The sequence below is a fragment of the Mucilaginibacter sp. MD40 genome (assembly GCF_002288635.1).
Taxonomy (GTDB): Bacteria; Bacteroidota; Bacteroidia; order Sphingobacteriales; family Sphingobacteriaceae; genus Mucilaginibacter.
Genome location: NZ_NRSW01000001.1, coordinates 2456992 through 2481351, shown reverse-complemented (window position 1 = coordinate 2481351; position 24360 = coordinate 2456992). Strand labels below are relative to the sequence as shown.

General features: G+C 43.2%; 24 protein-coding genes and 1 tRNA gene. 13 read left to right on the top strand and 12 right to left on the bottom strand.

The window, feature by feature from the left end; translation table 11 throughout:
* Nucleotides 1-12 precede the first annotated feature (12 nt).
* A complete protein-coding gene (locus CKK33_RS11160; RefSeq protein WP_095704181.1) occupies nt 13-1173 on the bottom strand; it encodes a dipeptidase in 1161 nt (386 codons plus the stop codon).
* Nucleotides 1173-1619 (bottom strand): DUF3592 domain-containing protein, encoded by a 447-nt coding sequence (locus CKK33_RS11155; protein ID WP_095704180.1) that lies wholly within the window; start codon nt 1617-1619, stop codon nt 1173-1175. The genes CKK33_RS11160 and CKK33_RS11155 overlap by 1 nt, the downstream gene beginning before the upstream one ends.
* A 163-nt stretch (nt 1620-1782) precedes the next feature.
* Here CKK33_RS11155 and CKK33_RS11150 point away from each other — a divergent pair, with 163 nt between their 5' ends.
* Complete coding sequence (locus CKK33_RS11150; protein WP_143822948.1) at nt 1783-2388, top strand: hypothetical protein; 606 nt, start codon at nt 1783-1785, stop codon at nt 2386-2388.
* 16 nt (nt 2389-2404) lie between these two features.
* On the opposite strand, the gene CKK33_RS11145 is transcribed toward CKK33_RS11150, so the two are convergent.
* From CKK33_RS11145 to CKK33_RS11125, 5 genes are all read right to left on the bottom strand, one after another.
* Entirely contained in the window at nt 2405-2989 is a 585-nt protein-coding gene (locus tag CKK33_RS11145) for a TIGR00730 family Rossman fold protein (RefSeq protein ID WP_095704178.1), read from the bottom strand.
* A 126-nt stretch (nt 2990-3115) separates the two neighbouring features.
* Nucleotides 3116-4588 (bottom strand): IMP dehydrogenase, encoded by a 1473-nt coding sequence (guaB, locus tag CKK33_RS11140; RefSeq protein ID WP_095704177.1) that lies wholly within the window; start codon nt 4586-4588, stop codon nt 3116-3118.
* Between the two features lie 162 nt (nt 4589-4750).
* Nucleotides 4751-6034, bottom strand: coding sequence for a pitrilysin family protein (locus CKK33_RS11135; protein WP_095704176.1), 1284 nt, complete (start codon nt 6032-6034; stop codon nt 4751-4753).
* Between the two features lie 10 nt (nt 6035-6044).
* The gene (locus CKK33_RS11130) at nt 6045-7325 is read right to left on the bottom strand and encodes a pitrilysin family protein (protein WP_095704175.1); all 1281 of its coding nucleotides are present in this window, start codon (nt 7323-7325) and stop codon (nt 6045-6047) included.
* An 81-nt stretch (nt 7326-7406) separates the two neighbouring features.
* On the bottom strand, nt 7407-7712 hold the full coding sequence (locus CKK33_RS11125) for a DUF3175 domain-containing protein (RefSeq protein ID WP_095704174.1): 306 nt from the start codon (nt 7710-7712) through the stop codon (nt 7407-7409).
* A gap of 65 nt (nt 7713-7777) precedes the next feature.
* Here CKK33_RS11125 and CKK33_RS11120 point away from each other — a divergent pair, with 65 nt between their 5' ends.
* The gene (locus CKK33_RS11120) at nt 7778-8335 is read left to right on the top strand and encodes a hypothetical protein (RefSeq protein ID WP_095704173.1); all 558 of its coding nucleotides are present in this window, start codon (nt 7778-7780) and stop codon (nt 8333-8335) included.
* A gap of 74 nt (nt 8336-8409) precedes the next feature.
* Here CKK33_RS11120 and CKK33_RS11115 read toward each other — a convergent pair whose 3' ends face one another.
* A complete protein-coding gene (locus CKK33_RS11115) occupies nt 8410-8757 on the bottom strand; it encodes a phosphoribosylpyrophosphate synthetase (RefSeq protein ID WP_095705829.1) in 348 nt (115 codons plus the stop codon).
* A 164-nt stretch (nt 8758-8921) separates the two neighbouring features.
* The gene (locus tag CKK33_RS11110; protein ID WP_198952462.1) at nt 8922-10541 is read right to left on the bottom strand and encodes a hypothetical protein; all 1620 of its coding nucleotides are present in this window, start codon (nt 10539-10541) and stop codon (nt 8922-8924) included.
* A gap of 193 nt (nt 10542-10734) precedes the next feature.
* Between CKK33_RS11110 and CKK33_RS11105 the strand changes: the two genes are divergently transcribed.
* A complete protein-coding gene (locus tag CKK33_RS11105; RefSeq protein ID WP_095704172.1) occupies nt 10735-11532 on the top strand; it encodes a hypothetical protein in 798 nt (265 codons plus the stop codon).
* A 141-nt stretch (nt 11533-11673) separates the two neighbouring features.
* Here the strand turns inward: CKK33_RS11105 and clpB are convergent, their stop codons facing one another.
* Entirely contained in the window at nt 11674-14271 is a 2598-nt protein-coding gene (gene clpB, locus CKK33_RS11100) for an ATP-dependent chaperone ClpB (protein ID WP_095704171.1), read from the bottom strand.
* A gap of 186 nt (nt 14272-14457) precedes the next feature.
* On the opposite strand from clpB, the gene CKK33_RS11095 reads away from it, so the two are divergent.
* Nucleotides 14458-15792: a sensor histidine kinase KdpD gene (locus CKK33_RS11095; RefSeq protein WP_095704170.1), complete on the top strand. Its 1335-nt coding sequence runs from the start codon at nt 14458-14460 to the stop codon at nt 15790-15792.
* 66 nt (nt 15793-15858) lie between these two features.
* Here CKK33_RS11095 and CKK33_RS11090 read toward each other — a convergent pair whose 3' ends face one another.
* Nucleotides 15859-17280, bottom strand: a complete 1422-nt coding sequence (locus tag CKK33_RS11090) for an ATP-dependent RecD-like DNA helicase (protein ID WP_095704169.1) — start codon at nt 17278-17280, stop codon at nt 15859-15861.
* A 69-nt stretch (nt 17281-17349) separates the two neighbouring features.
* Between CKK33_RS11090 and CKK33_RS11085 the strand changes: the two genes are divergently transcribed.
* From CKK33_RS11085 to coaD, 4 genes are all read left to right on the top strand, one after another.
* A complete protein-coding gene (locus CKK33_RS11085; RefSeq protein ID WP_158223427.1) occupies nt 17350-18150 on the top strand; it encodes a DUF3822 family protein in 801 nt (266 codons plus the stop codon).
* Nucleotides 18138-18683: a 16S rRNA (guanine(966)-N(2))-methyltransferase RsmD gene (gene rsmD / locus CKK33_RS11080; RefSeq protein ID WP_095704167.1), complete on the top strand. Its 546-nt coding sequence runs from the start codon at nt 18138-18140 to the stop codon at nt 18681-18683. The genes CKK33_RS11085 and rsmD overlap by 13 nt, the downstream gene beginning before the upstream one ends.
* A complete protein-coding gene (nudK, locus tag CKK33_RS11075) occupies nt 18676-19257 on the top strand; it encodes a GDP-mannose pyrophosphatase NudK (protein WP_095704166.1) in 582 nt (193 codons plus the stop codon). Before rsmD ends, nudK begins: the two co-directional genes overlap by 8 nt.
* A 190-nt stretch (nt 19258-19447) precedes the next feature.
* Complete coding sequence (gene coaD, locus CKK33_RS11070) at nt 19448-19909, top strand: pantetheine-phosphate adenylyltransferase (RefSeq protein ID WP_095704165.1); 462 nt, start codon at nt 19448-19450, stop codon at nt 19907-19909.
* On the opposite strand, the gene CKK33_RS11065 is transcribed toward coaD, so the two are convergent.
* Nucleotides 19893-20516 (bottom strand): NUDIX hydrolase, encoded by a 624-nt coding sequence (locus CKK33_RS11065; RefSeq protein ID WP_095704164.1) that lies wholly within the window; start codon nt 20514-20516, stop codon nt 19893-19895. The genes coaD and CKK33_RS11065 overlap by 17 nt on opposite strands.
* Between CKK33_RS11065 and pyrE the strand changes: the two genes are divergently transcribed.
* From pyrE to CKK33_RS11040, 5 genes are all read left to right on the top strand, one after another.
* The gene (gene pyrE, locus CKK33_RS11060; protein WP_095704163.1) at nt 20515-21156 is read left to right on the top strand and encodes an orotate phosphoribosyltransferase; all 642 of its coding nucleotides are present in this window, start codon (nt 20515-20517) and stop codon (nt 21154-21156) included. The genes CKK33_RS11065 and pyrE overlap by 2 nt on opposite strands.
* A 13-nt stretch (nt 21157-21169) precedes the next feature.
* Nucleotides 21170-21568 carry an SRPBCC family protein gene (locus CKK33_RS11055; protein WP_095704162.1) on the top strand — a complete coding sequence of 133 codons (399 nt, stop codon included), beginning with the start codon at nt 21170-21172 and terminating at the stop codon, nt 21566-21568.
* Nucleotides 21569-21938: 370 nt separating this feature from the next.
* Nucleotides 21939-23567 carry an ABC-F family ATP-binding cassette domain-containing protein gene (locus tag CKK33_RS11050; RefSeq protein WP_095704161.1) on the top strand — a complete coding sequence of 543 codons (1629 nt, stop codon included), beginning with the start codon at nt 21939-21941 and terminating at the stop codon, nt 23565-23567.
* A 134-nt stretch (nt 23568-23701) separates the two neighbouring features.
* Nucleotides 23702-23896 (top strand): hypothetical protein, encoded by a 195-nt coding sequence (locus CKK33_RS11045; RefSeq protein ID WP_095704160.1) that lies wholly within the window; start codon nt 23702-23704, stop codon nt 23894-23896.
* 90 nt (nt 23897-23986) lie between these two features.
* A tRNA-Lys gene (locus CKK33_RS11040) sits at nt 23987-24059 on the top strand.
* Nucleotides 24060-24360: the final 301 nt, after the last annotated feature.

Here is a 24360-nt window from a genome sequence, read left to right as displayed (position 1 = left end):
ATAAGCTGTTAACTACCCCCTGTTCGCTTTAAGGATCCTGATAAAATTGCGGCCCAATATTTTGTCAATATCACTCTCTTCGTAGCCCAGTTTAACCAGTTCCGCGGTGATTTTAGGGTAATCGGTTACGCTGTCTAAGCCAAGCGGGTATGATTCAGCGCCGTCAAAATCCGACCCGATACCTACATGATCGGCACCTATTAGTTTCACCATATAATCAATGTGTTTGATGAGCAGGCTCAATGGCGGGCGTAACTGGTCTGCCTCGGCTTTGTTAATGGCGTTAAGGCGTATACTGGCCAGGTCATAATCGTGGTAGATCTTCATTAATGAATCCAGTTGGGGCTTATGCCTGGAAAGGTAGGCTTCGTGCTTTGCTTCATAGGCGGTATCTAAAAAACCGCTGTAGAAATTTACAAATACTACACCGCCGTTTTTAGCAATGGCTTTTAGCTGGTAATCTTTTAAATTACGGCGATGGGGTGCCAGCGCGTAAGCGCAACTATGCGATGCCATTACCGGTTTACTGGTTAGTGCCATTACATCCTTAAAAGTTTGCTCACCGGGATGAGAAAGGTCAATAATAACACCCAGCCTGTTTAATTTTTTAATTACGGCTTTGCCAAAGTCTGTAAGTCCTTTATGTTTCAGGGTATCACCATGTAATACCTCGTCGCGGGCTGATGTGGCCCAGGGGGTACTGTTATTCCAGGTTAGGGTGAGGTAGATCATGCCCCTTTTAGCAAGGCTGTCAATATAATCCAGCCGGCTTTCTATCATATGGCCGCCTTCTACGCCTATCAACGCGGCAAATTTGCCTTGTTTAACCGTCTTTTGCAGATCGGTAGAGGTAGTGACTAACTTTATTTTATTTGGGTACCGTTTAATTAACGCATCAAGCGAGTCTATTTCACGGTTAGCAAAGCGAAATGCAGTGCCATTGCCATATTGGTCGCCGCACCAAATGGAAAATACCTGTGCATTGAGGCCGCCAATTTTGGCTCGTACCAGGTCTAAATTGCCTGTTTGCTGTAATTTGCCTAAATCGGAACCGGTGATGAGCTCATTGGATATGGCATCGTTATGTGTATCAATTAGAATAGGTTTTCGATTGATCTGAGCCGACGCAGAGAATGAAAAAAACGCTATCAATAACAAAAAATATTTTATCATTAGCTAAAAATTTTTAAATTAAATAAGTATGCTATCACAGAACCGGCAATTAGCAAAACGCCAATCAACGTAAATACCAATGGCCCAAACTTAGATCTTCCATCACCTAAAATAAACTCTTCCGGGTCAGCAGGATTATATATGACCTTAACTTTGTCGCCTTCAGATAAAGTTAAGGCGTCTCTTATCTCATCATAGCGTTTGGTTATCCACAGGTTATCGGTCGTGGTATATCTTATGGTTACGTAATAATCCGGCTCAATACGGTTGCCAACTCTTAATCCATCATTGCGTTCAATGGAGAAAATTACTCCTTCTACCTTAATCCCTTTATCATAAAGCATACGGTTACGCCTTGTATAAATATATCCTGTGAAAAGGAAAATACATCCAAGCAATAAAGTGATAAGTCCTTGAAAATCTTCATCAGATAAGTTGATATGCATTAAGCAAATATTTAAAGGTGTAAGGGTGACTTTAAAAACAATACTTCAATTAAAAGGTATTATTTGGTAGTGTAAGTTAAACAATTAGCAGCTAATCCGGCTAAAATTACTTACTTTAGCATTTAACCAATTGCAGGTAAACCATAAACCTGCGCCTATTTTTATGATGAGTTATTTTAAAAGCTTTGCCGCTTTACTATATGTTGTGCCTTTTTTCTGCCAGTTTACCACCGCGCAGATCAATTTTGATATTAAAAACAAAAACATAGCGGAAATACGCAGTTACGAAACCAATTTGAAAAGCAAGCCTGTTGATCTGTGGAGCACCTACATTAACCCACCGGGTATTGCGGATCCGGTAGTTTTTGAGCGGCCTGAAAAAAATGTGCCTAACCTGTGGGTATATTATTTCGCCAATGCCAAAGACTCTACCATCAATAATATCCTTTATGAATGGGACGACAGTAATTTTACCGAAGATCATCATGCGACTACACAACCTACCACGGTTTTGATGAACTATGTGAACAAATATAAAGAACTGCTTGCCCAGGTAAGTGCCAATTATGGTACTCCTGAAACTACAGGTTCAATAGAAGACCTATCAGCAATAGAAACCGGAAGGGTTAAAAGAAAAGATGTTTTTAGAAAAAACGGCGTAGAGGTAGAAATGTATATTGTGTTATCTAACAATGAATTAACTAATGGTATTGTAACTATTAGTCCAACTCATAGAATAAGGTTATACATCAGACCCGCGAATAGTTAAGTTAATAACGGAATAATTAAGTCAGGTTCCGGTCTTTAAACCAAACTTCATCGGGCTTTATGTCGATGTTTTCCATCAGGCTTACCAGTTCCGCGGGGTCGGCAGAAGTGAGCACCAGTTGGCGGTTAGCGGGTTTAAGAAAGCGCTGCTCTACCATAACATCCATTTGCTTTAACAAATGGTCGTAGAAGCCGCTAATGTTGAGCACGCCTACAGGGTTATTGTGCAGGCCCAACTGCAGCCAGGTAAGTACTTCAAAAAATTCTTCGAGCGTACCAAAACCACCCGGCAGCATAATGATGCCGTCGCAAAGGTCATTCATCATTTGTTTGCGTTGGTGCATGTTATCAACCACGTGCAATTCGGTGATACCCATGTGGCCCACTTCCTTGTCAATCAAAAACTGCGGAATAACACCAATTACCTCGCCACCACGACTAAGCATGGCATCGGCTATCAAGCCCATCACTCCTACCTTGCCACCACCATAAACCACTTTGATATTCTTTGCTACAAAAACATCAGCCAATGTTTCAATGGCTTGTTTAAGCAGAGGATCGCCGTTGAAGTTGGCGCCGCAGAAAATGGCAATGCTTTGCATTTAGTTGATTAGTGATCGGTTAATTGGAGATTAGTTTTTTCTTACCCGGGTATTTTTATTTCAGAATTTAGAGATCAGAGTTTAGAATTTCTCAAAACTAATCTCTAATCTCCAACCTCTAATACCTTACCGCGAAGTATAATTCGGTGCTTCTTTAGTAATGGTAATATCGTGCGGGTGGCTTTCGCGCATACCGGCAGCGGTGATACGTACAAAGCGTGCTTTTTGCAGGTCTTCAATAGTTGCGGCACCACAGTAATGCATACCTGCGCGCAGGCCGCCAATGTACTGGTAAACCACCTCGGCCATGTTACCTTTAAACGGCACCCTGCCCACAATACCCTCTGGTACTAACTTGGTTACCACATCAGTTTCGTCTTGGAAATAACGGTCTTTAGAACCTTTTGCCATCGCCTCGATAGAGCCCATACCGCGGTACGATTTAAATTTACGGCCTTCGTAAATGATGGTTTCGCCCGGAGATTCTTCAACACCCGCGAACAACGAACCCGCCATTATGGTACTTGCGCCTGCGGCTATGGCTTTAACCATATCGCCGGTTTGCTTAATACCACCATCGGCAATTACCGGGATGCCGGTACCTTCAAGGGCTTTAGCACATTCGTAAACCGCATATAACTGCGGTACACCTACACCGGCAATAATACGGGTAGTACAAATAGACCCCGGGCCTATACCTACTTTAACGGCATCAGCGCCGGCTTCGGCAAGGGCTTTTGCCGCATCGCCTGTTGCAATGTTACCCGCAATAACCTGCAGATCCGGGTAAAGCTTTTTAACGGCCTTAACCATATCGATAACTCCTTTTGAATGGCCATGAGCGGTATCAACAGTAATTACATCAACACCTGCTTTTACAAGCGCGGTAACACGGTCAATGTTATCGGCGGCAACACCAACGGCCGCGCCAACGCGGAGGCGGCCAAACTCGTCCTTACAAGCGTTAGGGAATGTTTTTACCTTTTGGATATCTTTGTAAGTAATTAAACCAACCAGTTTACCATCTTTATTTACAACGGGTAGTTTCTCTATCTTATTATCCTGCAATATCACAGCCGCGTCTTGCAAGGTAGTACCTTCCGGGGCTATGATGAGGTTTTCTTTGGTCATTACCTGGCTTACAGGTACGGTAAGATCTTTCTGGAAACGCAGATCGCGGTTAGTGATGATACCTTTTAGCTTATTGTCAGCAGATACCACCGGGATACCTCCAATGCCATATTCGCGCATGATGTTTACCGCATCAGACAGTAAAGCATTTTCAGACAGTGTTACGGGCTCCTGTATCATACCGCTTTCAGAACGTTTTACTTTACGTACCTCATCGGCCTGGGCTTCAATGGTCATGTTTTTATGCAGCATGCCTATACCGCCTGCCTGCGCAATGGCAATGGCCAGGCCAGCCTCGGTAACTGTATCCATCGCAGCGGAAATAATAGGAATATTCAAGCGGATCTTTTTAGTTAAAAAAGTGCTTGTATCCACTTCGCGCGGTAAAACTTCAGAGTATGCGGGGAGTAACAGTACGTCGTCGTAAGTTAAGCCTTCGGCGACAAATTTGGATGGGTCTAACTGCATGGCAAATAATTATATTGGAGTTATTATTTGCCGGGCAAAGATAGATTTTTATTTTGAATTTTAAAAGAGATACAAGAAACAAGAGCCAAGAATCAAGAATTTTACATTTAAAAGAATATTTATTTCTGTCTTGATTCCTGGCTCTTAAATCTTGTTTCTTAATCAATATTTCCCTGCCACAACTTTGTAGAAATTACCAAAATCGTAGTATCTATTGGCTAATGCCTTTAAATCTTCGGCAGTTATGTTTTTAACGGTTTCAGTATAATGGTCGTAATAATCATAATCCAAGCCGGAGAAATAGATGCTTTTGAATTTATCAGCATGCGACATGATGTTTTCCAGGCTACCCAACAGCGAGCCCAACATAAAGTTGCGTACCAGCGAAAGTTCTTCCTCAGGGATCAGTTCGGTTTTCAGTAGGTTGATCTCTTTCTCTACTTCGTTTAACGCCGCTTTGCAAACATCAGCGCCTACTTCAGAGGCGATGAAGAAAGACCCCGCGTTTTTAAAAGATGCCATCCCCGACCCTATGCCATAGCTGTAACCTTTATCTTCACGGATATTACTCATTAGCCTCGATCCAAAATACCCGCCCAATACGGTATTTAATACTTGCAGCCCTGCAAAATCAGGATGCGACCTTCTTACGAATGGCGTACCTACACGAATAGCTGATTGCAAAGCCCCGGCTTTTTCTTTATAAATGAAATGCTCGTCTGCTGATTTTACCTCGGGCTGAGAAGTATCGCCTTTGGCCGATTGATGATCCCAGCCCTGCTCAAATGTGCTGGTTACAGCCGCTACCACTTCTGCACCCGCCTTGCCTGCTACAATAATGGTACAGTTGCCCGGTTGGTACATTTGTTTATAATTAGCCAGCATATCCTCCCTGTTCAATGATTCAAAATCTTCGGGATAGGCTGCCTTGCCATAAATGGTATCACCAAAAACAGCCTCGTTGAACAGGCGCCGGGCAACAAAATCATTCTTCTGTAAGCTTACCTGTAACTTTTGCTGTTGGTTGCGCTTATAAGTGGCCAGCTCCTTTTCAGGGAAAATAGAATCGGTAAGTATTTCCTTTACCACCGGCAACGTAGCGTTCAGGTGTTTGTTAAGCGTAAAAAGTGTAACCTGGGAGTTATCATAACCATAATCAACCTGCAAAAACGCGCCATGAAAGTCAATCTTATCCGCGATCTGAGCAGCCGTCATTTTCGAGGTGCCATCAGTAAGCATGGTATTAACCGCCACATTCAGTAAGGGTTTAGATGGGTTGAACCGCAGGTTACTAAATATAAATTCAATACGCACCAGATCTTGTTCGCCTGAGTTAAAAATGAAAACTTTTGCGCCGTTGTCCAGTGTTTTCTCCTCAGGCTTTATTAAATGTATATTTTCAACGCCATTAAATTGCGGCGGTGTTTTTCTGTCAAGTACTGTCATAGGGTTCAGATCAATTTTGGGCTTCTGATAGTTCGGGTTCGTCAACGCTTTCAGCGGTTTCTGCCAGATAAACTAAGGTTGATGAGTTTTCCTTACGGAAAAGCTTTAACGCCTGCTGTTGAATTTGTGCTGGTGTAACCGCTAAAAATTTTGCGGTTTCCCTGTTAAAGTCATCAGCATCGCCCAGCAGTTCATAATAGGCCAGGTTCATGGCTTTATCCAGCAAAGACATCTCCGAGAATACCATGGTCGACTCGGTCTTATTCTGCACCTTGGTCAATTCTTCCAGCGGTACCTCTTCGGCCTTTATTTTTTCCAATTCATCCCAAAGTGCTTTTTCGGCTGTTTCCATACTCACACCCTGTAATGGCTTTCCCTGTATCACAAACATCCCTTTATCAATACTGCCGGTTATGTAGGCATTAGCTTCGCTAAAAAGTTGTTTATCTTTTATCAGGCTTTTATACAGGCGTGACGAATTACCACGTGAAAGGATATCAGACATCAGCTCTGTTGGATAATAACTCGAATCGGCCCTGGCCTCCATCTGGAAAGCGATGTAAATATCGTTTAAAGGCACTTTGCCTGTGGTGGTTTCCCGGCGTTCTTCGCGTTGCTCAGGCTCCTGCGGGAGGTTGCGCACATACTTTTCGCCTGCCGGTATGCTACCGAACCATTTTTCGGCAAGTTGCTTCACCTGTTCTGTGGTCACATCTCCGCCAACCACCATAATGGCGTTTTGCGGGTTGTAGTGTTTTTTAAAAAAGGCCTTTACATCCTCAATGCGGGCATCCTCAATATGCTTAATGGTTTTGCCGATAGTGGCCCAACGGTAAGGGTGTGTTTTGTAAACCAGCGGACGAAGTTTTAACCAAACATCGCCATAAGGCTGGTTAAGATAGCGTTGCTTAAACTCCTCTATCACCACGTTGCGCTGCACCTCCAGGCTTTTTTCGCTAAAAGCGAGGTTAAGCATGCGGTCGCTCTCCAGCCAAAAAGCGGTTTCGATATTAGCGGATGGCAGGGTGATATAATAATTAGTAATATCGTTGCTGGTAAAGGCGTTATTTTCGCCGCCTACGCGCTGTAGAGGGCCATCATAATTAGGAATATTTACTGATCCGCCAAACATCAGGTGCTCAAAAAGGTGGGCAAAACCCGTGCGTTCGGGATCTTCGTCGCGGGCGCCAACATCATATAATATGTTTAGCACCGCCATGGGGGTTGTATGATCTTCGTGGACAAGGACACGTAGCCCATTGTCAAGTGTAAAACGATTGTATTTAACCATATATATTAAATAACGGTTAGCAAATGTATAATTTTTAGGATGCGGTGATGTAAAATGCAGGTAGTTTTTTGTGGCCTCTTACTATTTCACCGGGCGACCATATAATTTCCGGAGTTTATTTTTTGCCTGCTCAAGCGGTTTTTTCTGCGTCTTGGTAAGATTTTTCCCTGCACGGTTAATATAGAAATTAAGCATAGACATGGCGCTCTGGAAAGGAGAAGCCTTGCGCTTGTGGCTTTCTTCGGCTGATTGCTTTAAGGACTCTGCAATCTTTTCTGGATCCTTAGATTTGAAAATGTTTTCCTTCAGATCGAGCGCGTCACTGGTAGCGGTAACCTTAGCCGACCACCTATGCGTATTTCTCCTGTGCTTACCCTTAACCGGCATATCTTTTTGGTTTATATTTAATTAAGTTTGTTTACCCAAATAAAGTTTTTGCTAATGTTATTTAGATGTTAACCGCAGACTTACTTATTAAGGAACTTTCGAGTATTCGCGGAGCGAAATTCATAGAAAATCTTTCTGAAAAGGTTATTCGGGAAAATTTTGACATCAATCAACTGGTTGATCTTACGTTCCACCAAAACCAACAAACAGGCTTTAGGGCTTGCTGGCTGCTGGATAGCGTGATGCACCTACAGCCAGAAAAGTATGCTGCTAACGTTGGCTATATTATATCACGAATGCCCGAAGTGACCAACCCGAGTTGTGAAAGGCACTTCGCGCGGGTACTAATGCTATTGACACGTAGTACTGCTCCTGATAATATCCGTGAACAACTCAATAACATCAATTTAGAACAGGTAGTTGAAAAGTGCTTCGATTGGTTAATAAACCCTGGTGTGAAAGTGGCAGTTAAAGCTACAGCAGCAGAAGTGCTGTTTAACCTCACTCCCCGCTATGATTGGATAAAAGAAGAATTAGCCAACCAAATGCAATTTCTCATGCGCAACGGAACGGCTGCTATACAAGCGAGAGGTAAAAAGCTGTTGGCTTTAATTCAAAATTAAAAAGTCAAAATTCAAAAGCTTAGCAAGCTCGCCAACCCCTAAATTTTGACTTTTGATTTTTGACTTTAACAACGTTAGTTGTTCGACGGCCTGTCCGATCCATGCAGGTTGTTGCTTACCTGGTGGTGATGCAGTTTAGCCTGTATGGCCGAAGAGCTATCGTTAGCATAAGTACCGTAGGCATTAACCAAAATACCCTTTAAGCCATATTTTGCCGAACTGATGCCGTATACAATAGCCATATCATCGGGGTTGCTCTGCCCTTCAAAACGGTAGAATTCATCTATTTCAAAATCGTCGGCAGTCATTTGGATGTTTTTGGACTTATCGTCTATAGTATCTCCCTCAAGGCTCAGGTTTTGTGTGTAACCTCTTTTGGTAAGATCGTTAGTGGCGTCCACTAATGTTTCAAAATTTTTCATGGTAGTAGTTTTGCGTGATAATGATGTATTATGATAACCCAAAATACATAGCGGTTGTTTCAGCGGGTAATGCTAATTTATTGTAACAAGATGGTTGATTAAACAAAAATAGCAGGGTGCATTGCGCTACCCTGCTATTTTTCAAAATGTTAACTGTACTAATGTTATTGCGCTTTTGCCGCCCAAAGCGATGCGTTTAAGTGCAGCGCCGGATGCGAAGTAAAGCCCGATGGTGAATCGCCAGACCAACCGTTGAACAGGTTGTCATTAGGGTCGCCAGTACCGTCATCGCAAGGCGAGCTATCGCCAATGAAAAACACACGGCCGCTGCCGTAGGTAGATAAAAGCGCCATAACCCCGGTAGTGCCGCCATTTGTCGAGCTACTGCGCCAGAACAGGCCCTGTACATTAGCATTGTTTGCCGGTGTAAGCGTAGCTGTTGAGCCATTGTAAAAGGCCAGTTTTGAAGCCGTGCCTGCAGCGCCGTTCAGCACTTTTGTAGCGTTGGCATTGGTGCCGGTATACACATTGCTCGATGGCTTTTCGCTGATATCCACATAGTTTACAGTAAAGCCAAATGGATTACTGTTGTTGATGCCGTTATTGGTCATCAGGTCGTTCCAAACGCGTGGCGAATCGTAACCATCGCCATCACGATCTGATGGGTTGTACCCGTTAGCATCAGTGCCTGCTGTGGTGGCAGCTGTATGGTCGGCCACCATAATTAAACCACCGCCGTTAGATACAAAGTTCATGATGGCTGTTTTTTCGGCTGCGGTAAACAGTTTATTTGGCTCAACCACTACAAAAACATCGTAGTTACTTAAATCCTGCGGGTTTGATGAATCGCCATAGGTAATGGCAGCGCCATTAGGAAGCGACTCTACCAGTTCGCCTTTCTTTACCAGTTCAACAGCCCAGGCAGATATACCGCCAGTCCAGTAGGTTTCTGCTGTTGATGAGGTTATGCCGGTATATGACGGTGTTGGATAGCGTTGGGCCTTTAACTCAACAGTGGTACCGCCGGTGTAAGATGCTACGTTTTCGGTACCGTCAGCGTCTATCTGCCAGTCGGCGCTACCTGCATTTTCCAGGTGGCTGGCATCAAACAGGAATTTTTTACCTGTGATGACGGTGCCCGTACCGCCGCCGCCGGTAGAACCATTATCATTGATGGTGATATCATCTATATTGATACGGCTGCTGCCACCGCTTAGCTTACGGATCTCGATACGTACAGTGCCGGTAACCGAAAAGGTGAAAGTTTGCGTTTGCAGCGTAGAAGTGGTAGTTACGGCCGAGCCTGCCTGTGTCCATGAGCTGCCGCCATTTGTTGAGTAGAACAAGCCCCATGTACTGGCGGCGTCGCTGCTGTAAGTAGCGCTTTTTACCGTAACACTGCTGATGCCTGTAGTAACATCATATAACATGGTAATTTTACCGGTGTTACGGATACGGGCCGACCACGAGCCGTTCTTTTGATCGGCAGCGAGGTTGCCTATCAGTGCGTCATACAAATTCCACTGGTTACCCGATAAGGTTACATTATCGCCGGATGATGAACCTGTTGGCGATACATCATAAGCTGTTTTTGGGCTGGTAGCACCCACCTCAAAGCCTTGCGTTAACGATACCGCCATGGTTTTTAAAGTGCGGCCAATGGTTGCATTGGCTTCGGCTGGTTTTGTGATGGCCTGCTCCTGGTTTTTTTGGCAACCCATTGCCATTAAGCCCGCCGCTATGAAAGCTAAGGCCTTAAATGTGTTTTTGTAGTTTTGTTTCATTTGAGGGTTGGTTAATAATGCTTAATTATACGTTTAAAGTAAGTAGTTATGTTTCACCTAAAACCCTATAAAGCATTAACTTATTGTTAATTTTTGATGAATGATAGTTCATCGATGTAGTTAATACATCTAACTCAAATTTTTCATTACGGCCAGCGTGTAGTATCTTGGCAGCGAAAATCTTATCACATACATGAACAAAAAATCATTTTTTTTAGCGTTTATCGCGTTTTATTTGACTGCTTGCAGTACTAAAAACACTGATCTACAACCTTCAAATCCTGTACAAGGCAAAAATCAATTGCTATCATCTGTTGTTACTGAGGCTAATGGGGGGACCACTGAAATTGACTACGATTACGATAATCAAAACCGAATGATAGGCATGCATAGTAAGTCAATTAATGCTCCCTACGCAGACGTTGCCGATCATATTTATGCCTATGATAATGATGGGAATTTAATAAAGTCGACCATTACAAGAGGAAAAGACATATCCATTTTTGACTATATTTATAAAAATGGTGTACCGGTATTAGTTAAGTACAGCCAGCCCGGCAACCCATCTCAAGGGCATACACTGGACATAAGTGTACAAAATAATCAGGTTATTGCACACACCATTACAACACCTGCTGGTGAGCATGCTACCGTTGATTTTACCTATCAAAACCAAAATAGAATTAGTGAGATAAATAAGGCATACTCTCCAAACAATCTCTTAACTTTTACCTTGACTTTTAATGATGAATACGGTACTCATAATAGCCCCTACCTTTTTAGTGGCTCTAAATGGATATTACCGGATGTTCCATATGCCAACAAAAATGAACTTACAAGGGAAACGATTAATAATGATGGCTCTATAACCATAGATACTTATCAATACACCTATAACAATCAAAACTATCCTGTTAAAGCTAAACTAAGCAGTACTTATAGTGGAAACAATAACTCCGTTATTACTTATACCTACGTTGATGCTAAATAATGCTATGCCATCTTAAACAAAAAGAGCCGCCTGTTAAGGCAGCTCTTTTTTGTTAATTGTATTTAATGAATGGCAAACCGGCTAAATTTAATAATCAATCACATAGCCGTGTAACTGCCGGTCTGCTACCACCCTCACCTGTCACTCATTGGCATTCATAAACACAAAGTTGTTATCAAACATGTCCAGCTTTATTTTGCTGTCCCTGTCCACTTTTCCGGCAAGGATCTGTTTAGATAGTTCGTTCAAAATCCTCTTTTGTATCACACGTTTTAACGGGCGCGCGCCAAATTGCGGGTCGTAACCCAGTTGCGCCAACCAATCCAGCGCATCGTCAGAGGCTTCGATACTTATACCCATTTCAGCAAGTGTTTGCTGCACTTGTTTAAATTGCAGTTTTACAATATCGGTGATCTCATCACGGCTCAGCGGAGTGAACATAATGATCTCATCTATCCTGTTCAAAAACTCCGGACGAATGGTTTGCCTTAACAGGTTAAACAACTCGTTCTTGGTTTTAGCGATAACGGCCTCTTTATCGCTGGCTTCAAAATCCTGGAAGTTTTCCTGAATGATGTTAGAGCCGATGTTAGAGGTCATGATGATGATGGTGTTCTTAAAGTTCACCACACGGCCCTTGTTATCGGTCAAGTGGCCATCATCCAATACCTGCAGCAAGATGTTGAACACATCGGGGTGAGCTTTTTCAATCTCATCCAGCAGCACCACACTGTAAGGTTTACGACGAACGGCTTCTGTTAATTGTCCGCCTTCATCATAACCCACATAGCCCGGAGGCGCACCTATCAATCTGGATACGGCGTGGCGTTCCTGGTACTCGCTCATATCTATACGCACCATCGAATTTTCATCGTTAAACAGGTACTCGGCCAAAGCTTTAGCCAGTTCGGTTTTACCCACACCGGTAGTACCCAGGAATATGAATGAACCAATTGGTTTACGCTTGTCCTGCAAACCCGCACGGCTGCGGCGTATGGCATCGCTTATAGCTTCAATCGCTTCCTCCTGCCCTGCTACGCGTTTGTGCAGTTCATCTTCCAGGTTAAGCAGCTTTTCGCGCTCACTTTGTACCATTTTACTTACCGGGATGCCTGTCCAGCGTGATACCACGCCTGCAATATCATCGGCAGTAACTTCTTCTTTCAGCATGCGGTTATCGTCCTGGTTTTCCTGTAAAGCAGCTTTCAGTTCTTCAACTTGTTTTTGCGCCTGTACAATGGTACCATAACGTAATTCGGCCACTTTGCCGTAATCACCGGCGCGTTCTGCCTGTTCGGCTTCCAGCTTATAGTTCTCAATCTGCTCAACCTTTTGGTTAATGCCATCAACCAGGTCTTTTTCGCCCTGCCATTTAGCTCGTAACGAGTCGCGTTGTGACGATAAGTTGGCTATTTCTTCGCTTAGTTCCGCCACCTTGTGCTCATCTTTTTCACGTTTAATAGCCTCGCGTTCGATCTCCAACTGCATTATACGGCGCTCCAATTCGTCAACCGCCTCTGGTACTGAATCCATTTCTAAACGGAGTTTAGAAGCAGCCTCGTCCATCAGGTCGATAGCTTTATCGGGCAGAAAACGGTCTGATATATAGCGCTGTGACATTTCAACGGCGGCAATGATGGCCTCGTCTTTAATACGCACCTTGTGGTGGGCTTCATAGCGTTCTTTCAAACCACGAAGGATAGAGATAGCATCGGCCGCATCCGGCTCATCAACCATTACTTTCTGAAAACGGCGTTCAAGCGCTTTATCTTTTTCAATATATTTCTGATACTCGTTAAGCGTGGTAGCACCTATTGAGCGCAGTTCACCGCGTGCTAAGGCTGGTTTAAGAATGTTGGCGGCATCCATAGCGCCTTCGCCACCACCCGCACCAACAAGGGTGTGTATCTCATCGATGAACAGAATGATATCGCCATCGCTTTGCACCACCTCTTTAATAACCGCTTTAAGCCGCTCTTCAAACTCTCCTTTATATTTGGCTCCGGCCACCAGCGCACCCATGTCTAAAGAGTACACGGTTTTGCTTTTCAGGCTTTCGGGAACGTCGCCTTTAATAATACGGAAGGCAATACCTTCGGCGATGGCGGTTTTACCCACACCCGGTTCACCAACCAGTATCGGGTTGTTCTTGGTACGGCGTGATAGGATCTGTATTACCCGGCGTATCTCTTCATCGCGGCCAATAACCGGGTCGAGTTTGCCACTTTCGGCGTACTCGTTTAAGTTACGGGCATATTTGTTTAAAGCGTTATAAGTGGCTTCGGCATTCTGGTCGGTTACTTTATTATCACCCCTAAGAGCGATGATCGCTTTTTTAAGATCAGCTTCGTTCACTCCCGCGTCTTTAAGTGCAGTAGCGGCTTTGTCGCTACCCGCCAGTATACCCAACAGAATATGTTCTACCGATACAAATTCGTCTTTAAATTCTTTTAAATATGATTGTGCCTTTTGCAAGGCGGTGTTGGCATTTGCCGACAAATAGATGTTGCTGCCGCTCACTTTCGGGAACGACGCTATTTGCTGGTCGAGGGTATCGTTGAGCCGGTTAAGGTTAACGTTTAGCTTTTTCAAAAGGTAGGTTATCACGTTTTCATCAACCAGTAACAAACCCTTTAATAAATGCGCCGGTTCAATAGCTTGCTGCTGATTGCCGGTTGCAATTTCAGAAGCCTTTTGAACGGCTTCCTGGGCTTTGATGGTAAAGTTGTTAAAATTCATAGTAATAAGATGATATCAAATCTTTTGCCACTCCCCTTAACTATCGGCAGCGCTGAAAATTTGGCATTTAAAATTGTTTTTAAAAGACATTTTGTCAAATAAAGGAAATGAACGCCATGCAAGTTTTTGTTGTAAGCCAACAAATTGATATTTTTGGTGAGCCCTAACTAAACTAACTTATCAGTATTGGAAACTCACTTTTTTGCAAAGCTCCCGCCTAAATACCGCGAGCCTTACCGCAATTACTATACTTATCAGAATTTACTGGCAGTGCGTACGGCCAGCTTTATCTTTCTTACCTTAAACATCATTATCAGGATACTGTACCACGTATTTCCTGAAAGCCTTACCAAAGCGCAAAATTTTCCGGAGTTCAACTTTATTAACTGGGTATTTATAGGTGTAACACCTTTCTTTTACCTTTTTAGCCACCTGATGGTTGGCCATATGCGTAAAACAAGGTTTGCTACCTCGGGCATGGCCTTATTTGTATTTGTTTTTGCTCTGTACATTATTATGTGCGGTATGTATTCGAGCTTTATTTCCACCTCAGACCCCAGTAACAGCCTTACCTTATACCTCGTTGCGTTAAGCATCATTAGTATGCTTTTCACCTTTGAATATTATGAAACGCTGGTATTACTGGTGGGTGTTGAAATGTTGTTTAGTATGATGCTTTTACACGCACAGGCCGGCCCAACAGAAACAATACACAACCAAATGATATCGGCTATTTTGCTGGCCGGTTTTTATCTTACCTCGCGCTATTTTTTCAGTTACAAAGCCAGCTATTACGGGCAAATAGTGGAAATACGGGAACAAAAAGCGCAAATAGAAAAGGCCAATATCTTTAAAAACCAGGTGTTGGGGACGGTAGCGCATGATCTGCGAAACCCCATAGCTGCCGTAGAGTCATTAACCATGGTGATGGCGTTGGACGATATTGACGAAGAAACGCAGGAGAACCTGAATATGATGCGCGAATCATGCGTGAAGGCCCGTACCATTATAGATGACCTGCTTGCAGCGGCGCGCAGCGAGAATAATTCCAGTTCTATTGATCTGCAGCGCACCGATCTCAATAGTTGCCTGCAAAGCATTGTAAATGCATGGAAGATACAACTCAATGGCAAAGAACGAGTGGTATTGATGAGTAATGTAAAAAATGCTTTCGCCCTGCTCAATCATGAGAAGTTTACCCGGGTAATTGATAACCTGGTAAGTAATGCACTTAAGTTTTCAAAAGACGGAGATCTGGTTGAAGTGCATTTAAATAAGGATAAGCGTAATTTTATTATACAGGTTAAAGACTACGGCTTAGGCATACCACAGGAAATGCTTCCTAAAATATTTGAACGTTTCTCAGGTGCCGGTCGCACCGGTTTAAGAGGCGAAGAATCAACCGGTATTGGTTTAAGTATTGTAAGAGATATAGTGAATGCCCATAACGGTAAAATCACGGTGCAAAGTAAGGAAGGGGAAGGCAGTGTATTTACTATTACTTTGCCGGAAGCACAATAGATTTTTGTTAATGGGTCATAGTTTGCTGATGAATATCTTCCTTTTCTATGAACGATTGTCCACTAACTATGAACCACTGTTTATAAAGAACTGCTCATTAAAATTAACCAGGTAGAGCTCTTTAGTTGCCCTTGTACAGGCGGTGTAAAACCATCTTAAAAAATCAGTATTAACCATGTCGTCGGTCAAATATCCCTGGTCAACAAATACTGCTTCCCATTGCCCGCCCTGCGCCTTGTGGCAGGTAACGGCATAAGCAAATTTCACCTGTAAGGCATTGTAGTAAGGGTTTAGTTTTAGCTCATTATGTTTATCGCGCTTATTGGGGATATGGTCATAATCTTTCATGGCCTCCAGGTAAAAGCGCTTTTGATCGGTAGGTGGTAAAGCGGGCGCTTCGGAGTACAATGTGTCCAGTAGTATTTTACATTCCAATATGGGGTCTTCGGCATAATCTGTAAATTCCAGCTGCACATCGGCAAACCGGAAACCATACATCTCCTCAAACCGGCGTACTTTTCTGATACGGGCAATGTCGCCATTGGCAATAAAGCCGGTACTGCTATCCTCCTGGTCTTTCAGCCAGAAATAATTATTACGCACCACCATGAGCTGGTCGCCGCCGGTAAGTTCTTCTTCCCTGTACAATATACGCCCCCGTATTTGCCGGTTATACAGGTTAGCGTTTTTATTGCTCCGGCAGATGATCAGCGTTTGATCATCGCCATATTTATTATAGGCGTAGTTTAAACCCTCCTCCAGCATATCGCTACCCATGCGGTAAATATCTTTATAGCCTTTGGTGGTAATTTTAGGGGTAATTTCTTTTTCCTGTCTGATCAGGTTGCGTATTTGCGTAGCGTTGTGCAGTATACCGGAGTCTTTTTGTTGCCTTAGTACATCTGTGAGCTCATAATAAAACACATTGAGCCCAAACTGCGCTTTCATCAAACGCTCGTTTAAAGCGGGGCTGTCGTCGGCACCAACGGGAGGCAACTGCGCCGTATCACCCACCAGCAGTAAGCGGCAGTTTTTGGTGTTGTAAACATAGTTCACCAGATCGTGCAGGAGCGTTTCGCGGTTGTTCCCGCTGATCTCGTCAGATATCATGGAAGCTTCATCCACAATGAACAGGGTGTTGGCGCTTAGGTTATCGGCTATCAAAAAAGACTCGTCGACGTTCAATGCCGATTTTTTGCGATAAATGCGCTTATGTATGGTAAAAGCCTTCCGGCCCGAATAACTCGTGATCACCTTGGCAGCACGGCCGGTAGGCGCTAAAAGTACCGAACGCAGGTTGTATTTTGGCAACGCCTTTACCAGCGCGCCCACTATGGTGGTTTTACCGGTACCGGCATAACCTTTTAATATAAAGCATTCGTCGCCATCCTCGCTCACCAAAAATTGGTGCAGCTTTAAAAAGAGCTCCAGTTGCTGGGCGTTTGGCTCATGCGGAAAGCTTTGGCTGATGTATTCTGTACCGTGCACATCACAAAATTGCTGAATAGTATGTTAACATACGTAATTCAGAAAAAATATTACTTTTGCTTAAACTGCATGAGCGAGAATAAAACCCACTACACCAGCGACGATTTTAGCCTGAGCCGGGCCAACACATACTCCCTGCTCCTACAGGCCGATGTAAACCATTTTAATTACGCTGTTTTACAGGATAAGCAGCTATTACAGTGGGGAACCGGTTTTTCTACAGATGAGTTACGTGACCCCAGTGATTTGCGGGACATACTCACCGCCAATTATAAAAAGGTGCTTATCGGTCTAAAGGCTGATGCGTTAACATTGTTACCCGCTGCGCTTTATGAACAGGCCCATATTGCTGACGCCGCCCGCCTGCTTGATGTAAAAGACAACGAAAAAGTACTGGTGGAACCGCTTGATGAAGTAAACCATATTATATACAAGGTTGATGAAGCGTTGCTGTACGCGGTAAAAGACCTCGATAACCAGCAAGTAACCCATGCCGATATGGGCTGGCTAAAGGCTACATCCGCTAATTATCCTACCAATACTTCCTTGTATTTGCATATTGGTCACGAAAGTGTTTCAATACTCAACTACCATTACAGTAAACTGCGTTTTTATAACACCTTCAGCTTTAAAAACCACGAAGAACTGGCCTATTTTTGCGCGATGGTGTGCAGGGAAATAGACCTAGATCCTGAAAAGGCAAGGTTATATATCAGCGGAGATATGAATATCACTGATGGTTATTTTACCTATCTCAAAGCCTTTTTTGGCGAGGTTAATTTAAACTCCGCAAGCGTTATCAATTTGCCGGCTAACATTTCCGCGCATCAAATATTAAGCCTTGCAGCGTTATCATTATGCGCATCATAGGAGGAAAATTAAAAGGATTAAGGCTTAACCCGCCTAATAATTTACCTGTACGCCCAACTACCGACTTGGCCAAAGAGGCCCTATTTAATATCCTGCAAAATCAGATAGAATTTGAAGGCTTGTCCGTTTTGGATATTTTTAGCGGCACCGGTAATATTTCCATGGAGTTTGCTTCCCGTTACGCAGAAAAGGTAACCGCGGTAGACCGCAGCATACATTGTGTAAATTATTTAAAAGACGCTTCGCGCCAGCATGGCCTAACGCAGATACAAACCTACAAAGCCGATGTATTTAAATACCTGGCTATGGAAACCGAGCAATACGACCTGGTATTTGCTGACCCCCCGTATGATCTCAATAAAATTCCGGAGATACCTAAAATAGTGTTCGATAGGGCGCTGTTAAAGCCTGATGGACTGCTGATAGTAGAACACCAAAGCCTGCAAAATTTAAGTAACCACCCGGCGTTTGTGGAACAGCGTAAATACGGGCACTCTTCTTTTTCGTTTTTTAAGCATAAGGCAGATGAGTAATGAGCATGTTAAAAATCTGGAACTTACCGTTCTCTCAGATAATTGGTACACACTGCGTAAAGCAACCTACGAACTGTTGGGCCGCGATGGAAAATGGCAGCCGCAGCAGCGTGAGGCTTATGACCGTGGCAACGGCGCCGTAATATTACTTTACAACAAAGCGGAGGGTAAAGTCATATTGACCAGACAATTCAGGCTGCCCACCTACTTAAATGGCAATGCCGACGGCTATATGATCGAGGCGTGCGCCGGCTTACTGGATAAAGATAACCCGGACGACTGTATTCGGAAAGAAACCGAGGAGGAAACCGGCTACAAAATAACCGAGGTACAAAAAGTCTTTGAGGCATACATGTCGCCCGGTTCGGTTACAGAAATACTGTATTTCTTTGTGGCCGAGTATAATAAAAGCCAAAAAGTAGGCGACGGCGGTGGCCTTGAAGAAGAAACGGAGCATATTGAAGTGCTGGAACTGCCGTTCGGCAGGGCGCTTGATATGGTTAAGACCGGCGAAATAAAAGATGCCAAAACTATTATGCTGTTGCAATACGCCCAGTTAAACGATTTGGTATAACATTCTGTCATTTCGAACGACAGTTAGAAATCTTATACGCTGTGTTTTTGGCAATAAATACCGCTAACAAAATATCTATCATCGCGCTTTACATTGCTTCAGCCTTTCTGCCCGCCCGCAATGAACAATTGATTATTGAAAATTCTTTTCTAACGATTATTCCCTACTTTTGATAAGCAAAAGCTCAAATATGAAAATAGCCCTTTTCCCCGGCTCGTTTGATCCTGTTACCAAAGCGCATGTTGATATTGTAAAGCGCTCGGTAAATTTGTTTGATAAACTGTATATCGGTATTGGTGTTAACAGCAGCAAGCAGGGGCTTTTGTCGGTAAGCAAACGCGAAGAAATGCTGAGGGCTGTTTTTTCATATGATGAGCGTATACACGTGATTGCCTATGAGGGCCTAACCGTTGATTTTTGCCGGAGTATAGGTGCCGATTATATGATACGGGGCATACGTACCGTAAGCGATTTTGAGTACGAAAAGGCCATAGCACAAATGAACCATGCGCTTGAGCCCGAAATTGAAAGCATATTTATCGTAAGCAAACCGGGATATTCATCCATCAGTTCCAGCATAGTACGCGAAATTATCCGGTATAATGGCGATGTAGCGCAGTTTATTCCTAAAGAGGCTATTCCATTTCTGTAATCAGTTTTTCCTTTTTTAGCACATCCAGAATTGAAGGGAAAGTATTGCCTGCAATTGCGGGTACTTCCTTATCGGCAAACCAGCGTACGTCGGTGATTCCTTCTTCTAACTGCGGGATAAGCTTAGCCTTACCTTTATAACGCATCTTAAACCAGTGTGTCTTTTTAAGTACTACTTCGCCACGGTAAATATAGGTGTGGTAGGTTTTGCATATTTTTTCTTCAATACGGCTTACTTTAATACCACACTCCTCCTCTACCTCGCGTACAGCGGCAACCCTGTTCTTTTCCTTCTTTTCAATTTTACCTTTAGGCAGGTCCCATTTATCGTTGCGGTAAATAAAAAGATGCTTTCCATCCTTATTGGTCACCAAACCGCCGGCTGCCTCTATCAGGAAATTATTCCTGATGATCCTTTTCAAAAACGCGCGCGTATCATTACACAATACGTAAAAAAACCTGTTGTTTTGTTTAAGCGCCCAGTAGTAAACTATTTTTAAATCAAAATGCTCTGCATCAATAGGTTGGTACTCCAGGCCATCGTCAGGCACTTTTGAGGTTAATAAAACCACTTTTTCGTTGATATAAATTCTGTATTTTTGAGCCATGTTTACCAATAGTGAGACCGAACAGCAGGTCGCTGAATTTTTGCTGCAAATTAAAGCAATAAAATTGCAACCTACTAATCCTTTTACATGGGCTTCGGGCTGGAAATCACCTATCTATTGTGATAACCGTGTAACCCTGTCTTATCCTACCATTCGCACTTATATCAGGCAAAAGCTTACATCGGCCATACAGGAAATGTTTGGTTCTGTAGGGTGCATAGCAGGCGTGGCAACAGCAGGTATCCCTCAGGGCGCGCTGGTTGCTCAGGAACTTGGTTTACCCTTTATTTATGTACGTGCTAAAGCCAAAGAGCATGGCCGCGGTAACCTTATAGAGGGCGAAATTAACCCGGGGCAGCGTGTAGTAGTTATTGAAGATCTTATTTCTACCGGAAAAAGCAGTTTGCAGGCGGTTGATGCTTTGCGTGAGGCCGGTTATACCGTTGCGGGCCTTGCAGCTATTTTTAGCTACGGTTTTAATGTAGCTGATGAAAATTTCAAGAATGCTAAATGTCCTTACTTCACCCTGTCAAATTACAACGCTTTAATTAAATACGCCGAAGAGAAGCAGTTTATATCATCCGCTGATGTAGATATGTTGAGAAAATGGCGCGAAGAACCTTCCACCTGGGGGCAATAATCTAAAATAAGGTATGAGCATTTTTGAAAGCGAAGTAGTGATCAACCAACCGGCTGGTGTTGTTTACGCGTTTTTAACTGATATGAATAACCACAGGCAGTTAATGCCTGAAGGTATTACCGATTGGGAGTCAACTACAGACACGGCAAGTTTTAATGTGCAGAACATTACCCGTCTTTCACTTAAAATAGATCAAAAGGTCCCCAATAAATCAATTTCTGTTATACCTGCTGAAAAGCCGCCATTTGATATGGAACTGAAATGGGAAATAACGCAAAATGATGCCAACACTACAAAGGCAAAATTTACCATTGCTGCTGAACTGAATATGCTGATGAAGATGGCCGCCAGCGGGCCTTTGAATAAACTTGTGCAAGCAGAAACGGCTAACTTAGTGCTTGCACTAAGTTAGCCGTAGCATTAAATTTCGCTTTTGCTGCCGTTTTTAATATGGTTGGCTGCTACCAACGCATTTACGATGAACAGACTGGTTACTACAATAGCCATAGTTTAATTAGGGATTTTTAGGGGGTTAACTATTTGTACGGATTAACCTGTTCAATTGTTATTCCGTTTTTATAAATATAGCGTTTTTTTGTTGTTTGCAAGGATTTTGTGAAAATTTTATTTCGTTAAAGTTATCTTTTGAGGAATAGCCTCTACATGTATATGCCACTAAGTGTAGATAAATATCCCTGAAAGCAATATCCGGCTTCAAATGCCCCTCCCCGCTTCTTATCCTTAACAATTTACCGTACCTTTGCCGCAAAATAGAACGCAGAATGATCACGGTATCAAACTTATCTCTCCGTTACGGTAAACGCACCCTTTTTGAAGATGTAAACCTAAAGTTTACACAGGGAAACTGCTACGGTATTATTGGCGCCAATGGTGCAGGTAAATCAACCTTTCTTAAAATATTATCAGGCGAGGTTGATCCTACAAGCGGTTCGGTAAGCTTTACCCCGGGCGAGCGTATGGCTGTGTTAAGCCAGAACCACTACGCTTTTGACGAATACAGCGTTATTGAAACCGTAATGATGGGGCATAAGGAAATGTATGCCGTTATGAAGGAAAAAGACGCTATTTATCTAAAAGAAGATTTTACCGATGCCGACGGCGAGCGTGCCGGTGAGCTGGAAAACCTCTTCGCGGAGATGGATGGCTGGAACGCCGAAAGTAATGCCGCTACCCTACTGAGTAACTTGGGCATTAAGGAGGAGTTTCATTATAAACTGGTTAAAGATCTTGACAATACCCAAAAAGTACGCGTATTGCTGGCACAGGCGCTTTTTGGTAAACCGGATATCCTGATACTGGATGAGCCTACCAACGATCTGGATATACACACCATTAGCTGGCTGGAAGATTTCCTGGCATCATACGAGGCTATTGTACTGGTAGTATCGCACGACAGGCACTTCCTGGATACCGTGTGTACGCACGTAGTAGATATTGATTTTGGCAAGATGACCATTTATACCGGTAACTACACGTTCTGGTACGAATCGAGCCAGCTGGCATTGAAACAACGTGCCGAGCAAAATAAAAAGGCCGAGGATAAGGTTAAGGAGTTGCAGGAGTTTATCCGTCGCTTTAGCGCCAACGCCTCAAAGTCAAAACAGGCTACCAGCCGTAAAAAAGCGCTGGATAAAATTAATCTTGACGAGATACAGCCATCGAACCGTAAATATCCGGGCATTATATTTAATAACCAGGGCCGCGAGATTGGCGATCAGGTACTACAGACCGAAAACCTGGGTAAAACCCTTAATGGCGAAGTATTATTTGCCAACGTGAATTTTATGGTCAGCAAAGGCGATAAGATAGCCGTACTATCGCAAAACAGTTTGGCTACTACCGCTTTTTACGATATTTTAACCGGGAGAGATAAAGATTACAGCGGTACTTTTAAATGGGGCGTTACCGTTAACCTGGCCGACATACCTATTGATGGTGCCGAATATTTCAAAGGCAAGGATGAGAACCTGATTGACTGGCTGCGTGAATATTCACCGGGCGAAAAGGACGATCAGTTTATTCGTGGTTTCCTGGGCCGTATGCTTTTCAGTGGCGAGGAAGTGTTAAAGAAAGCCAATGTGTTATCAGGTGGCGAAAAAATGCGCTGCATGTTTAGCCGTATGATGCTGCAAAGCGCCAATATGCTGCTTTTTGATGAGCCTACCAACCACCTCGATCTGGAATCTATTACGGCACTGAACAACGGTATGCGCGATTTCAGGGGTAATATTATCTTTACCTCGCGTGACCACGAACTGGTACAAACCGTAGCCAACCGTATCATTGAGATTACTCCCGGTGGTGTTATTGATAAGCTAATGAGCTACGATGAATACATCAACAGCGAAGCTGTAAAAAAGCAACGCGAAGAGATGTACGCTACGGCCTAAAGATACCTACTTGTATAAAAAGCCCGTGTAATAAGTATTATACGGGCTTTTTTAGTTCAAGAATATTTATCAACAGGCCTTTTTATTTCTTTAGTAATGAATAATTTAGCCGGATATAACCTTATTAAATACCTATGAATATTATCACGGTTTTCGGCACTATAATATTAGGCTTTGCTTTATTGCTTATAGCTGGCGTAGTGTTTTTCAGTTTTCTTAAATATATTAAAAGAAAGTACTACCCTGCCTGGAAATTCCCTGATTATATCAGCGTGGGTTATGCCGAATATTTATACCATAAGTATATCCGGAAAGATCTGCCGCGATAAAAAAGCTGCATTATTTTTTCTGGAGTTAGCTTAAGCAATTGTATATTTGCAACCCGCTTTACTTATTGAAGCGTTATCAAACACCACAACGACTCCGTAGCTCAGCTGGTAGAGCAAATGACTCTTAATCATTGGGTCGAGAGTTCGAATCTCTCCGGGGTCACCTCCAAACGAAAAAAAGCCTTGCCAAACCGGCAGGGCTTTTTTATTTAACAAACCTTTCTTACGTATTTGTGGGTTTAACTGTATGTAAAACTTTGCTTTAAGTTTAATCTGCTCGTTCCCCTGGCCAATAAATACCATAATCGGCTTTTTTGACATTAAAAGAGCTTATTTGGGAACTTTTGGACCTATCATTTATTCTTATTTTGTTTAAAATTGTCCATCCTTTATTAATTGTATGGAAAACAGTTTTAACTCGTCAAAATTAGCCGCTCCATCCTTCAGTCCCGAGTGCAACATAT

Coding starts and splice junctions, on each gene's coding strand:
- CKK33_RS11130 (WP_095704175.1), bottom strand. CDS start 7,325: ATGGTTAAATACAATCGTTTTACACTTGACAATGGGCTACGTGTCCTT.
- CKK33_RS11120 (WP_095704173.1), top strand. CDS start 7,778: ATGTTAACCGCAGACTTACTTATTAAGGAACTTTCGAGTATTCGCGGA.
- coaD (WP_095704165.1), top strand. CDS start 19,448: ATGAAAATAGCCCTTTTCCCCGGCTCGTTTGATCCTGTTACCAAAGCG.
- CKK33_RS11085 (WP_158223427.1), top strand. CDS start 17,350: ATGAGCGAGAATAAAACCCACTACACCAGCGACGATTTTAGCCTGAGC.
- CKK33_RS11065 (WP_095704164.1), bottom strand. CDS start 20,516: ATGGCTCAAAAATACAGAATTTATATCAACGAAAAAGTGGTTTTATTA.
- CKK33_RS11105 (WP_095704172.1), top strand. CDS start 10,735: ATGAACAAAAAATCATTTTTTTTAGCGTTTATCGCGTTTTATTTGACT.
- pyrE (WP_095704163.1), top strand. CDS start 20,515: ATGTTTACCAATAGTGAGACCGAACAGCAGGTCGCTGAATTTTTGCTG.
- CKK33_RS11160 (WP_095704181.1), bottom strand. CDS start 1,173: ATGATAAAATATTTTTTGTTATTGATAGCGTTTTTTTCATTCTCTGCG.
- rsmD (WP_095704167.1), top strand. CDS start 18,138: ATGCGCATCATAGGAGGAAAATTAAAAGGATTAAGGCTTAACCCGCCT.
- CKK33_RS11155 (WP_095704180.1), bottom strand. CDS start 1,619: ATGCATATCAACTTATCTGATGAAGATTTTCAAGGACTTATCACTTTA.
- CKK33_RS11045 (WP_095704160.1), top strand. CDS start 23,702: ATGAATATTATCACGGTTTTCGGCACTATAATATTAGGCTTTGCTTTA.
- CKK33_RS11050 (WP_095704161.1), top strand. CDS start 21,939: ATGATCACGGTATCAAACTTATCTCTCCGTTACGGTAAACGCACCCTT.
- CKK33_RS11145 (WP_095704178.1), bottom strand. CDS start 2,989: ATGCAAAGCATTGCCATTTTCTGCGGCGCCAACTTCAACGGCGATCCT.
- CKK33_RS11150 (WP_143822948.1), top strand. CDS start 1,783: ATGATGAGTTATTTTAAAAGCTTTGCCGCTTTACTATATGTTGTGCCT.
- CKK33_RS11110 (WP_198952462.1), bottom strand. CDS start 10,541: ATGAAACAAAACTACAAAAACACATTTAAGGCCTTAGCTTTCATAGCG.
- nudK (WP_095704166.1), top strand. CDS start 18,676: ATGAGTAATGAGCATGTTAAAAATCTGGAACTTACCGTTCTCTCAGAT.
- clpB (WP_095704171.1), bottom strand. CDS start 14,271: ATGAATTTTAACAACTTTACCATCAAAGCCCAGGAAGCCGTTCAAAAG.
- CKK33_RS11135 (WP_095704176.1), bottom strand. CDS start 6,034: ATGACAGTACTTGACAGAAAAACACCGCCGCAATTTAATGGCGTTGAA.
- CKK33_RS11055 (WP_095704162.1), top strand. CDS start 21,170: ATGAGCATTTTTGAAAGCGAAGTAGTGATCAACCAACCGGCTGGTGTT.
- CKK33_RS11115 (WP_095705829.1), bottom strand. CDS start 8,757: ATGAAAAATTTTGAAACATTAGTGGACGCCACTAACGATCTTACCAAA.
- guaB (WP_095704177.1), bottom strand. CDS start 4,588: ATGCAGTTAGACCCATCCAAATTTGTCGCCGAAGGCTTAACTTACGAC.
- CKK33_RS11125 (WP_095704174.1), bottom strand. CDS start 7,712: ATGCCGGTTAAGGGTAAGCACAGGAGAAATACGCATAGGTGGTCGGCT.